Origin of the sequence: Pseudomonas sp. MPFS, assembly GCF_022537035.1 — a bacterium.
Classification (GTDB): domain Bacteria; phylum Pseudomonadota; class Gammaproteobacteria; order Pseudomonadales; family Pseudomonadaceae; genus Aquipseudomonas; species Aquipseudomonas sessilinigenes.
This window is the reverse complement of sequence record NZ_CP066123.1, coordinates 169,511-182,429: the sequence shown is the minus strand read 5'-3', so window position 1 is coordinate 182,429 and position 12,919 is coordinate 169,511. Positions and strand designations below refer to the sequence as shown.

Sequence of the window (12,919 nt, the reverse complement as noted above, 5' to 3'; positions counted from 1 at the left end):
CTTTTACCAGTCGTAGGTCAGGCTCGAGACCATGGTGCGCCCCTCACCGTAATAGCAGTCCCAGTCGCTGGTGCAATTGGCCACGTAGGTCTTGTCGGTGACGTTCTTCACGTTCAGCGCCAGCTTCACGCCCTTCCACTGCAGGGGTGATTTCTCCAGGTCATAGGACAGGCTGGCATCGAACACGGTGTAGGAAGGAATCTGGAACGCCCCTTCATAATCGGTGCCATAGCTGCTTTTGACATAACGCGTCCCCACGCCCGCCCCGAGGCCCGCCAGGGGCGTGTCACCGAGGAGGGTGTAGTTGAGCCACAGCGAGGCGGTCAAAGGAGGCATGCCCGCCGGGTGCCGCCCTTCGCGCCCATCATTGTCCTTGGTGTACTTGATGTCGTTGCGTGACGCCGAGGCGGTGATATCCAGCGACTCGCTGAGGCTGGCCTTGGCTTCGAACTCGATGCCCCGGGAGCGAATCGAGCCGGTCTGGACATTGAACCCGGGGTTGGCCAGGTCGACGCTGAGCATGTTCTCCTGGTCCAGCTGATAGACCGACACTTGCACGAAGCTGTCCTGGCCCGGCGGCTGGTACTTGATACCCACCTCGTACTGCTTGCCGGTGGACGGTTCGAACACGCTGTTATGCACATCGGTGCCGCTCAATGGCAGGAAGGATTCCGAGTAGCTGACAAAGGGCGCCAGGCCATTGTCGAACAGGTACACCAATCCGGCACGGCCAGTGAAGGCCTGGTCCCTGGCATTGGTATGGCTACCACCGAGCGGCGCCTTGTTGTCGGTCTCAGCCCAATCCTTGCGACCGCCCAGCACCAGCACCCATTTCTCGTACTTAATCTGGTCCTGCAGGTACAGGCCGGTCTGGATGATGGTGTTGTCCCACTGGTAAGGACGCGCGAAATTCAGCGACTGCCCATAGGTGGGCGTGAAGAGGTCGATGATCGGCGGGTTGAAGTCGTACTTGCCATCGAACTTCGAGTTGGAATGGTAGTAGTCCAGGCCCATCACCAGGGTATGGCGCAAAGGCCCGGTATCGAATTCGGCCTGGGCGATGCTGTCCACGCCGTAGACCTTGTTGTGCTGCTTCCAGTCCACTCCGTAGCGGGTGCTGTAGCGCTGGTCGTCGAGCCCGGTCCTGGGGTTGGTGACGAACCTGTAGCCATGCAGCGGGGCACGATAATGGTCATCCACATCGGCATAGCGAGCGTTCTGCTTGAGGGTCCAGACGTCATTCAAGCGATGGGAAAACTCATAGCCCAATACATACTGCTGGCGGTCATAGGCATTGACCCCAGGCTCGCCAAGGAACAGGTCGCGATCGATCTTGCCATTGGGGTTGCGAAACACCGTGCCGACGCTCGGCAGGCCCTGGGCCTCGGGTACGTCGTTGTCCTTCTGGAACTGGGCGAACAGCGTCAGTTGGGTATCGTCGTCAGGCCGCCAGGTCAGGCTGGGAGCGATGAACTGGCGCTGCTGCTGGACGTAGTCGATTTCCGCCTGGCTGTCGTTGGCCAGACCGGTCAGGCGATAGAGGAACTGCCCCTGCTCATCCAGCGGGCCGCCCAGGTCCAGGGCGATGCTCTTGTGGTCGTAGCTGCCGGCCTCCAGGACCAACTGATGCAGAGGCGTGGCAGTGGGTCGCTTGCTGACCATGTTGACGATACCGCCTGGCTGGTTCTGCCCGTACAGCACCGAAGCCGGTCCCTTGAGTACCTCGATGCGCTCCAGGGAATACGGCTCGATCTGCAGGGCGCCGCCGGTGCTGCCGCCGCCATAGGGCAGGTGCAAGCCGTCCAGGTACATGGGGATAGGAGCGAAGCCCCGGGAGGTGGGTTCGTCGAAGATTTTCACCCGGTCGGCGAAACCGCCACCGGTCATGCCTGGCGTGTACAGCAGCGCCTCGGTCACGCTGTGGGCGCCGCGGGCCTTGATTTCCTTGGCGCCGACCACGTTGATAGTCTGCGGGATCTCCACCAGTGCCGAATCGGTCTTGCTGCCCGTGGCGCTGCGCTTGGCCACCAGCCCCGGCACCGCGCCCCAGGCATCCTCATCGAATTGGGTAGCGCCTACCCGCGTGGGAGACAGTTGCAGCCCCCCATCCTGGGGCAAAGGTTGCAGGCTCCAGCTGGAACCGCTTTGCACCGCCTGCAAGCCACTCCCGGCCAGCAACGCTTGCAAGCCCTGGGCGACCTCGTAGCGGCCCTGCAGGCCCGCGCTGTGCTTGCCGGCGGTCAGGCTCGCATCCACCGACAGGAGGATTCCCGAGGCGCTGGCAAAACTGTTCAGTACTTGGTCGAGACTGCCTGCAGCGATCTGATAATCACGCGCCTGGCTGTGGCTGGCGCTATCGGCCAGGGCCAGGCCCGGCATCGCCGGAGCGATAGCCAGCAGGGCGATGAGGGCTCGGCGTCGGGCAGCAGGGCCCGGGGTCAAGATGGATGCGACGGTCTGGTAAGGCATTCCTGAACTCCCCATGAGAATGCGTCTTGATCGGATTCATGGGGTATCCCGGACAGCTCGAGAATATCGACAACCACCAGCACAACTTTTTTCTTCAGGCGCGCGGCTTGAGGGTCACCCAGTAGCGGGTCACCCTGTGCACCTGCACTGGCAACGATCGCTCCAGGGCTGCGAGTACTTCGTCGCTGTCCGCCAGGGGAAAGACGCCTGTGAGCAGCAAGCCGGCCACTTGCTCGTCGCAGCGCAGTATCCCCGGGCGATACCGCGCCAGCTCGGCCACGAACTGCCCCAGCGGTTGGCGCTCGGCCACCAGGCGGCCCTGGCTCCAGCTGCTGGCATTGAGTTGCGCCGGCTGCCTGGCCGAGACCTGGTCGGCGCGGAACCACAGGCGTTCACCGGCATTGAGTTGCAACGCCGGGGCGTGCCTGGGGCTGACACGCAACGCCCCCTCGTACAGGTCGATGCGGGTGCCACCGTCCAGCTCGCGGACGGCAAAGCGCGTGCCCAGGGCCTGGATGTCGCCCGCGGGGGTTTCGACGATCAGCGGCCTCGGGTCGTGGCCGCTGGTCAACAGGATTTCTCCCTGGACCAGGCGGATACGTCTTTCGCTGGCACTGAACAGGACATCGACGGCACTGGCGCTGTTGAGCTCCAGGAGACTGCCATCGTCCAGGGTCAGGTGGCGGATCTCGCCAGTGGCGGTACGTTGCCCGGCGAAGGCCGCGCGCCAGGGCTGGCTGCCTTGCACCAGGTAACCGCTGCCACCGGCCACCAGTAGCAGGCCAAGCACCTTGAGCGCCGCGCGGCGCTGGTGGTCCACGGGCTGGGCCAGCAGCACATGGGAACTATGCTCCGGCACGCTGCCCAGGGTCCGTTGCAATTGCTGCAGGCGCTGCCAGGCCCGGCGATGCTCAGAATCGGCTTGCTGCCAGGCGGCAAAGGCCTCGCGCTGCGCTGCATCGAGCTCGCCGTTCCAATGCAGCATCAGCCACTCACTGGCCTGCTCGACCACCGCGGGATCGATCGGTGCCTGGTCCTTCATTCTTCGTAGAGCACCTGATAACAGGCCTGGATCGCCCGGATCATGTACTTCTGCACCGAGCTGACGGACACCTCCAGGCGCTCGGCGATCTGGGCGTACCCCAGCCCTTCGAACTGCGACATGACAAAGGCCTGGCGGACCTTGTCAGGCATCCGATCGAGCATGGCGTCGATCTGCATCAGGGTTTCAAGAATCAGCGCGCGGCTTTCCAGCGAAGGTGTCTGCGGTTCCGGCAGGTGGGCGATGCTTTCCAGGTAGGCACGCTCGATGTGCATGCGGCGCCATTGATCGATCACCAGGTTGCGCGCGATCTGCGCCAGGTAGCTGCGACCCTCCTGGTGACCTGGAAGACGCCCGGAAAGCAAAAGGCGCAGGAAAGTATCCTGCGCCACGTCGGCTGCATGCTCGCGATCGCCCAGGCGCTTGCGCAACCAACCCTGCAACCAGCCGTGATGATCCTGATACAGGCGATGTACCTGCGCTTTGCCGTCAGTCGTTGCTTCCATGAATGGAACCGCGCACATGATTGAGAGCAATTATCATTACACTTTTTGCAACATCCAGGCAAAGCGCGTTTTCACCGGGCCGGGGCAGACGCCTGGAGTGGATACACCGACTCCCAGCCACCGCCCAGGGCCTTGTACAGGCCGACCATGGCCAGGGACACTCCGGCCGAGCTTTCCACCCATTGCTCCTGGGTGGCCAGCAAGGCGCCCTGCACGGTCAGGACGTTGACGAAGTCCACCACCCCCTCGACGTACTGCTGCTGCGCGGTACGCAGGGCGATCTGGTTCTGCCGCACTGCCTCGGCGAGGCTGTCGCGCCGCAGCTGGCTGGCGTTGTAGCGGGTCAGTTGGTCGTCGATCTCATGCCAGGCCCGCAGTACGGTCTGCTGATAGGCCACACCCGCCTCCTGTTGCTGGGCTTCACGCAGCTCGAGCATGCCGCGCAAGCGACCACCGTCGAACAGCGGCAGGCTGAACTGCGGGCCGATGGCGTACTGCCGGGAGTTCCAGGAACCAAAGTCCGCCAGTTGCAAAGCCTGGGAGCCGAAGTTGCCGGACAAGGTGATGCGCGGATAGAAATCCCCCTTGGCCACACCGATGCTGGCCGTTGCCGCATGCAGGCGCGCCTCGGCCTGGCGGATGTCCGGGCGGCGCTCGGCCAACTGCGACGGCAGGCCGATGGCCAGTCGGACCGGCGCTTGCGGTACGGGGGCATCGCTGGCCAGCTCCTTCTGCAAGGCCTGGGGTGGCTCGCCCAGGAGCAGGCTCAGGGCATTGATCAACTGCGCCTGGCGCTGTTGCAACTCCGGCAGGCGGGCTTCGATGGTGGCGACCTGGGCCGCAGCTTCGGCCACATCCAGGTCGGTGGCCACGCCATCGGCCAGGCGCAATTGCGAAAGCTTCAGGCTGTGGCGCGCGACCTCCAGGTTCTGTTCGGTAACGGCCCGGGTGCTCTGCACGCCCCGCAACTGGATATAGTCCTGGGCGGTTTCGGCCAGTACCGACAGCAGCACTGCGCGCCGGTCGTTCTCGGCCACTTCCAGGTTGGCGTCGGCGGCTTCGGTCTCGCGCCGCACCCGGCCCCAGAAATCCAGCTCCCAGGAGGCCGAGAACCCGGCCTCCCAGAGGTTGAAGTCGGCCTTGCCCTGATGCCCGGAAGGGTCGTTGAGGCCCTGGCTACTGTTGCGCTTGCGCCCGTAGCCACCGTTGGCCGAAGTACCGGGGTAGCGCTGGGCGGTGATCACCTGGCGCGCCGCCCGGCTCTGTTGCAGGCGGCTGGTAGCCAACTGCAGGTCGAGGTTATCGGTCAGTACCCGGCGGCTCAGGGCCGACAATTGTGGATCATTGAACGCTTCCCACCAGCGCTCTTGCAGGGCCCCTTCCGCCGCCTGGCTGGCAGCCGCCTGGGCCGGGACGGGCCAGGCCTGGAGCTGGGTGGCCTGGGGGCGCTGGAAGTCCGGGCCGACATTGCACGCGGCCAGCGACAAGAAACTCACCGCCAGCAGGGGCAGGCCTGCACGCCAGGCCAATGACTGCTCTTGTGGGCGACTCATCGCTGGGTCACCTCGCGGGCACTGGTGGCGGAGCTGCGGGTATCGACGCTAGCTTCCACCGACATCCCCACCCGCAGGCGCTCGGCCATGGGCTGGTTGGGCTCCAGGAGGATCTTCACCGGGATGCGCTGCACCACCTTGGTGAAGTTGCCGGTGGCGTTGTCCGGCTTCACCGCGGCGAAGGTCACGCCGGTGGCCGGGGCCAGGCTTTCGACACGGCCATGCAGGGTCTCGCCGCCGAGGCTGTCGACACGCACCTCGACCACCTGCCCGGCGTGCATGGCGGTGAGCTGGGTTTCCTGGAAGTTGGCCACCACATAGGCCTGCTGCAGCGGCACCACGGCGAGGATCTTGCTGCCGGGGGTGACGTAGGCACCGACCCGCACCGCGCGCTCGCCGACCATACCATCGACTGGCGCGACGATACGGGTGTAGGACAGCTCGTAGCTGGCCATTTCCAGCGCGGCCTGGGCCCGCTTCAGGCCACCTTCGGCGGCATCGCGCTGGGCGGTGAGGATCTCCACCTGCTTGCGTTCCGCCGCCAGGGCCGCGGTGGTCGTCGCCAGCCGGGCACTGGCCTGGTCGATGCGGGTACGTGCTTGCTGGGCGTTCTGCACGGTGCCGGCGCCGACCCCGGCCAGGTGGTTGTAGCGGTTGAGTTCATGCTGGGCGAAATCCATCTCGGCCCGGGCGGCCACCACCGCGGCCTGGGCCTGGGCGATCACCGAACTCTGGCGGTCCAGGGTCGCCCGGGCGTTCTGCAGCTGCGCCTTGGCCACCAGGGTCTCGGCGTCCGCCGCCTGCGCCGCGGCCCGCAGGTCGCGATCATCGATCAGCGCCAGCAGTTGCCCGGCCTTGACCTGCTGGTTGTCTTCCACCAACACCTCCTTGATGAACCCCGCCACGCGGGGCGCCACCAGGGTGTAGTCGGCGGCGATGAAGGCATCGTTGGTGCTCTGTTCGCTGGAGCGGCCGAACAGCCCCGGCGCCACCAGGTAGGCCAGCACGCCGAGGGCCGCTACCGCCGCCACCGCGACGGCGATCTTGTCTTTGCTTGCAATAGTCATGGGAATTCTTCCGTATCGATCAGCGTTCAAACAGGCGCCCGCGGTGGATAGATCCGCGTCGGCAACCAGAAAATCAGCAGGATCAGCGCAGCGGCCACCCCTGCCATGCAGAAATAGAGGTCGGCGGAGGTTAGGACCACCGCCTGCTGGTGCAGGCGCGCGGCCAGGCCGGGCACCCGGTCGTCCACCAGGGGCGAGTTGCCCAGGCTGTCCACCAGCAGGGTGGAGTGCAGGTGCAGGCGGTGGGTGGTCAGTACATCCAGCACTCCGGTAGCAATCACTGCCGCCAGGCCTTTCACGGTGTTGAACCAGGACGACGCGAATGGCCCTTCTACCGGCGCGATACTGCCGGTGGAGAGCATCAGCAACGGCAGCACCGCCATCGGCTGGCCGAAGATCTGCAGCAATTGCAGTACGTAGAAATCATCACGGATCCACACCGAAGTCAGGTGCGTCCCCCCCAGGCAGGACAAGGTCAGCATGCCCAGGCCGATCCCCAGCACCCAGCGGCAGTCGACCCAGCGCAGGTTGCACAGGGCCGCCACCAGCGGCAGGGCGATCAGCTGTGGCAGGGCCATCACCAGCATCACCGGCGCCGTCTGCAACGGCCGGTAGCCCTGGACCTGGGCCAGGTAAGAGGACGGAATGATGATCACGGCGGTAAGCACCACCAACACCCCAGCCAGGGTCACCAGGGAGAACGACAGGTTGCGGATACCGAGCATCTGCAGCTTGAAGAAGGGAATCGGCTGCGACCACTCGTTGATCATGAACAGCACCAGCAGGATCAGGCCGCCACCCAGCAGCACGGTGATCAGAGGCGACTCGAACCAGTCCAGGCGGTTGCCCTGCAGGATGCCGATCACCAGCATGCAGATCGCCGGGAAACCCAGCATCAGGCCACGCCAGTTGAACTGCTTGAAACGCTCCAGGCGCAGCGGGTCCTGGGGCAGGCCATAGGCGACGGCAGCCATGGCCAGCAAGCAGGGTGCCACGATCTGCCAGAATGCCCAGCGCCAGCCTACGTACTCGGTCCAGAACGCCGCCAGGGGCGTGCCCAGGCTCGGGCCGAAAGTGGCGGTCAGGGCGTAGCCGGCCAAGCCATAGAGCTTGATATTCGCCGGCAGGAAACGCAGGGCCACGGTCATCAGCATCGGTGGCAGGGCACCACCGGCCAGGCCTTGCAGGGTGCGCAGCAACAACAGGCTTTCGTAGTTCGGGGCGAAGGGACACAGAATCCCCAGCAGGGTGAACATCGCGATGGCGCACAGGGTGAAGCGTCGCAGGGAGAAGGTCACCGAACACCAGGGGGCGAATGCCATGGCCGCCACCGAGGTAGCGGTGTAGCAGGCCACCAGCCAGGTGCCCTCGTCGTAGCCGATGAACAGCGCACCACGGATATCCGCCAGGGCGATCTTGGTCACCATCTCATTGAGACCGGAGACCAGCACCGCCAGCAACACACCCACCAGGCCGATGACGATCCGCAGCCCGAAGGTTTGCGCAGGCATGGCTGCCGGCTTGCTGGCGGCTTCGACCGAAGCAGGCGCAGCGACAGCGAGGGAACTCATGGACGTACCGCTCCAGTTAAAGAAACACCAGAGCAGTTTAAGAACAGGTGATGCTGACGAAAACTGACTTATTGGAACTTAATAAATGCACCAGACGCAATTATCGATCTCCAGTTACGTCGGTGGCTGGGCTTCCGTCCAGGTTTCCAGGCAGCAAGTACGCACCACCTCACGAAACCATTTGTGTGCCTGGTCCTGGTCATAGCGCGGGTGCCAGGCCTGGGTCAGGATCAAGGTCGGCAGGGAGATGGGCAGCACGAAGGAGCGCAGGCGCAGTCCCAGGCGCCGGACGCTGAACTGGGACTCCTTGGGCACCGGCAGGATCAGGTCCGAGTCCGGCAGCATGAACATCGCAGCATGAAAGCCCGGGGCGATCATCGGCACACGGCGCTTGAGGCCCTGTTCGGCCAGCGCCGTGTCGATCGGACCGCGGGCGATACCACGGCGGGACATGCTGATGTGGGGATAGGCGGCAAAGCGTTCGGCGGTGATCTCTTCAGCCAGCAGCGGATGATCTTCGCGTACCAGGCCCACAAAGTTGGTGGTGAACAGGTTCTGCACCTTCACCTCCGGGCTCAGGGGCCGGGTGTTACTGATGCGCAGGTCGATCCGCCCTTCGCGCAGGGCTTCATCGTCACCATCGCCCTCGGGGACGAAGCGCAGCTCGCATAACGGCGCCTGGCGCTCCAGGATGTCGATCAGGCGGCCACCGTAGACGCCGACGAAGAAGTCGTTGGCGCGCACGTTGAAACGCCGCTGCAACGACGACAGGTCGATCCGGTCCGCGGAACGGAACACCATGGCCGCCTGCTCCACCAGGTCACGCACCTGGCCCTGCAACTCCAGGGCCTTGGGGGTGGGCACCAGACCACGCCCCGCGCGCACCAGCACCGGATCGCCGAGGGCGTCGCGAATTCGCGTCAGGGTGCGGCTCATGGCCGCCGGGCTGAGATTCATGCGGCGCGCGGCGCCCACTACGCTGCCCTCATCCAGCAGGACATCGAGGGCTAACAACAGGTTCATGTCCGGGAGTTGCATAGCAAGCACTCATCACCGATCGATAGTGATCAGGATGCAATGCTAGCAGGGTTGCCCGGGGCAATCGTGAGGGAAATCAACAAGCACGCCCGGCCACACGCGCAAGCAGCGTGTGGCCGGGGTGCAGTGAGTGCGAAGGTGAACGCGACGATCAGCGCTCGTGCAGGGCTTCGGCGCGGGCGCGGATGATGGGTTTGAGCAGGTAGCTGAGGATGCTCTTCTTGCCGGTGATGATGTCCACGGAGGCCACCATCCCGGGGATGATCAGCAGCGGCTTGTCGTCGGTGCCCAGGTGGCTACGCTCGGTGCGCAGCTTGATCATGTAGTAGGTGGTCTTCTTGTCTTCGTCGGTGATGGTGTCCGCACCGATCTGTTCCAGGCGGGCCTTGAGGCCGCCGTAGATGGTGTAGTCATAGGCACTGAACTTGACGATCGCCTCCTGCCCCGGGTGCAGGAAGGCGATGTCCTGGGGACGAATCTTGGCTTCAACCAACAGGGTGTCGTCCAGCGGGACGATTTCCACCATGTCGCTGCCCGGCTGGATCACACCGCCGATGGTGTTGACCATCAATTGCTTGACGATGCCGCGCACCGGCGTGGTGACCAGGGTCCGGCTGACGCGGTCTTCCAGGGCCTTGCCAGTGGCACTGGCCTTGTTCAGCTCGGTACGGGCCTCATTGAGCTGGGTCAGGGCCTCGCTGCGGAATTTGCCGCGGGTTTCATCGATCTTGCGCTGCACTTCCTTGATGGCCGACTCGGCGCGGGGAATCGCCAGCGTCGTGGCATCCAGCTGGCCGCGGGTCTCGACCTCGGCACGCTTGAGCCGCAGCACTTCCACCGGCGATACCGCCCCTTGGGCCACCAGCGGCTCGGACATGTTGATTTCCTGGCGTTGCAAGCCCAGTTGCTGGCGGTACTGTGCCTGCTTGGAATTGAACTCGCGCAGTTCCTGCTGCTTCTGGATCAGTTGCTCCTGCAGGCCTCCGATCTCGTCGTGCAACTGCTGGCGGCGGCTTTCATACAGCGATCGCTCGCTGGCGGCCTGGCCGGGCGCATCGCGCAGCGCATCCTCGGAAAAGCTCAACGGCCGCTCTTCGACTTCGGCACTCAAGCGCTCGACTCGCAGCAGCATGGACAGGCGCACGGTCTCGGTCTCGCCGACATTGGACTGGAAGCGCGTGTCGTCCAGGCGGATCAGCGGCGCACCGGCCTCCACCACCTGGCCTTCCTTGACGTACAGCTCGGCAACGATCCCGCCTTCCAGGTTCTGGATCTTCTGCACCTTGGACGATGGAATGGCCTTGCCCTCGCCCTTGGTCACTTCATCGATCACGGCGAAGTTGGCCCATAGCACCATGAACAGGAAGAACGCGATGATGCCCCAGATGGTCAGGCGGATAACCCGCGGCGCATCTTCGATCAGGGCCTTGTTGACCTCCGGCAGCGGTTGCCCCTGGAGGGAATCGGTACCTTTGAAATAACGGCGGATCGAGTCCTTGAATCCCGACTTAAGCAACACTGATCTGCCCCTTCTTCAACGCTTCCATGACCACAGCTTTCGGGCCATCGGCCAGGATCTGCCCACGATCCACCACCAGCAGCCGGTCGACCAGCGACAACAGCGACGCCCGGTGGGTGACCAGGACCACGGTCTTGCTCTGCACGACGGCTTCCAGGCGCTTCTTCAGGCGCTCCTCGCCAGTGTTGTCCATGGCGCTGGTGGGTTCGTCGAGCAGCAGGATCTGCGGATTGAGCAACAAGGCGCGGGCCAGGGCGACGTTCTGGCGCTGGCCGCCGGACAGGTTCTGCCCGCGCTCGCCGACTTGCAGTTCGTAGCCTTGCGGGTGCAGCCGGGCGAATTCATGGACCCCCGCCAGTTCGGCGGCTTGCAGCACCAGCTCGTCCTCGACGTAGCGGGCACCGGAAGTGAGGTTGTCACGCAGGGTACCGGCCAGCAGTTGGATGTCCTGGGGCACATAGCCGATGTTGTGGCGCAGCTCGCTGACGTCGATCTGGCGGATATCCACGCCGTCTACCAGCAGGGCCCCCGAGTCCGGCTGGTAGAGCCCCACCAGCAACTTGGCCAGGGAACTCTTGCCCGAACCGCTACGCCCGATGATGCCGACCTTTTCGCCCGGCTTGATCACCAGGTTGATGTTCTTCAGCGCGGGGTTCTGCTGGCCCGGGTAGGTGAAGCTCAACTGCCGGCACTCGATGGCGCCCTGCAGCACGCTGCGGCTCAACGGGCGCTCGTCGAAATTGCGCTCCTGGGGCAGCTCCATCATCTGGTCCACCGAAGTCATGGTGACCCGAGCCTGCTGGTAGCGGGTCAGCAGGCCGGACAACGAGGCCAGCGGGCTCAGAGCCCGGCCGCTGAGCATGTAGCAGGCGATCAGGCCACCCATGCTGAGGTTGCCGTCGATGATCTGGTACACGCCGAAGATGATCATGATCACCCCGGCCAACTGCTGGATCAGCAGGGTGATGTTCATCGCCAGGCTGGACAGCATCTTCACTCGCAGCTCGAGGCGGCTGAGGGTCCCGATGGTCTGTTCCCACTGGTACTGGCGCTCGCTCTCGGCGTTGTTGACCTTGACCGCATCCAGCCCGGCCAGGGTCTCGATCAGGCTCGACTGGCGCTCGGCGCCCAGGGCCATGGTCTTCTCCATGGTCGCCACCAGCGGTTTCTGCAGGGCGTAGCCGATCCCCAGGGCGAGCGGGAACGCCAGCACCGGGATCCACACCAGGTGTCCGCCAAGGATGGCGATCACCAGGAAGATCAGCAGGGTGAACGGCAGGTCGATCAGGCTGGTGAGGGTCAGCGAAGCGAGGAAGTCCCGCAGGCTCTGGAACTCATGGATGTTCTGGGCAAAGCTGCCGACCCGAGGCGGGCGGTACTTCATGGCCATGCCGACGATGCGTTCGAACAGCGTGGCGGAGATGATCAGGTCGGTCTTTTTCCCGGCAAGGTCCAGGCACAGGCTGCGCAGGCCCTTGAGGATCAGGTCGAAGACGTAGGCGCCGATGATGCCAATGGATAGCACCCACAGGGTCGAGGTGGCCTGGTTGGGGACGACCCGGTCGTAGACGTTCATCACGAACAGCGGCGCGGCCATGGCGATGATGTTGATCAACAGGCTCGCGGCAATGGCATCGGCATACAGCCAGCGCGAGCGCTTGAGGGTATCGCGAAACCAGGAGCGGGCCCGGGGAATCAGCGAGCCGTGGTTGACGTCGAACTTGTGCTGGGGCTGGGCGAAGAACACCTGCCCGCTGTAGTCGTCGGCCAACAGTTGCCGGCTGACACAGACTTCGCCGCCGTCGCTCTCGCTGAGCAGCAGTCGTGCCTGGTCATCCCCCTGCCAGCCCAACAGTACGGCGCTACGTCCATCCTTGAGCAACAGCAAGGCAGGCATGGCGATCGCCGGGATCTGTTCGAGCTGGCGCCGCAGGACACGGCCCTGAAGCCCCGCCCGGGCCGCTGCGCGAGGCAGCAGCGCGGCACTCAGGCGCTGGGATGGCAATGGCAGACCGGTGGTCAGCATCGCCGCGCTGGCGGGCTTCTGGTGAAGGAAGCAGAGGGTCAGCAAACCATCCAATAAAGGGTCGTCATGCATGCCGCGTGGATCATTATTGAGTTGCACTCGACTGACTTCTGATTCCACGCTCGACA

The 12,919-nt window shown here is 64.5% G+C and carries 9 protein-coding genes; all 9 read right to left on the bottom strand.

What is annotated here, in order from left to right; translation table 11 throughout:
• Nucleotides 1-3: 3 nt before the first annotated feature.
• On the bottom strand, nucleotides 4-2,469 hold the full coding sequence (locus I9018_RS00775) for a TonB-dependent siderophore receptor (protein WP_241108494.1): 2,466 nt from the start codon (nucleotides 2,467-2,469) through the stop codon (nucleotides 4-6).
• Between the two features lie 94 nt (nucleotides 2,470-2,563).
• Nucleotides 2,564-3,511: a FecR domain-containing protein gene (locus I9018_RS00770; protein ID WP_241108493.1), complete on the bottom strand. Its 948-nt coding sequence runs from the start codon at nucleotides 3,509-3,511 to the stop codon at nucleotides 2,564-2,566.
• Entirely contained in the window at nucleotides 3,508-4,017 is a 510-nt protein-coding gene (locus tag I9018_RS00765) for a sigma-70 family RNA polymerase sigma factor (protein WP_241108492.1), read from the bottom strand. Before I9018_RS00765 ends, I9018_RS00770 begins: the two co-directional genes overlap by 4 nt.
• Before the next feature lie 71 nt (nucleotides 4,018-4,088).
• The gene (locus I9018_RS00760) at nucleotides 4,089-5,570 is read right to left on the bottom strand and encodes an efflux transporter outer membrane subunit (protein ID WP_124345430.1); all 1,482 of its coding nucleotides are present in this window, start codon (nucleotides 5,568-5,570) and stop codon (nucleotides 4,089-4,091) included.
• A complete protein-coding gene (locus I9018_RS00755) occupies nucleotides 5,567-6,637 on the bottom strand; it encodes an HlyD family secretion protein (RefSeq protein WP_068576269.1) in 1,071 nt (356 codons plus the stop codon). Before I9018_RS00755 ends, I9018_RS00760 begins: the two co-directional genes overlap by 4 nt.
• Before the next feature lie 26 nt (nucleotides 6,638-6,663).
• Complete coding sequence (locus I9018_RS00750) at nucleotides 6,664-8,208, bottom strand: MFS transporter (RefSeq protein ID WP_241108491.1); 1,545 nt, start codon at nucleotides 8,206-8,208, stop codon at nucleotides 6,664-6,666.
• A gap of 114 nt (nucleotides 8,209-8,322) precedes the next feature.
• Nucleotides 8,323-9,246: a LysR family transcriptional regulator gene (locus I9018_RS00745; RefSeq protein ID WP_241108490.1), complete on the bottom strand. Its 924-nt coding sequence runs from the start codon at nucleotides 9,244-9,246 to the stop codon at nucleotides 8,323-8,325.
• Nucleotides 9,247-9,397: 151 nt separating this feature from the next.
• The gene (locus I9018_RS00740; RefSeq protein ID WP_068576275.1) at nucleotides 9,398-10,765 is read right to left on the bottom strand and encodes an HlyD family type I secretion periplasmic adaptor subunit; all 1,368 of its coding nucleotides are present in this window, start codon (nucleotides 10,763-10,765) and stop codon (nucleotides 9,398-9,400) included.
• The gene (locus tag I9018_RS00735) at nucleotides 10,755-12,911 is read right to left on the bottom strand and encodes a type I secretion system permease/ATPase (protein ID WP_068576277.1); all 2,157 of its coding nucleotides are present in this window, start codon (nucleotides 12,909-12,911) and stop codon (nucleotides 10,755-10,757) included. Before I9018_RS00735 ends, I9018_RS00740 begins: the two co-directional genes overlap by 11 nt.
• Nucleotides 12,912-12,919 lie beyond the last annotated feature (8 nt).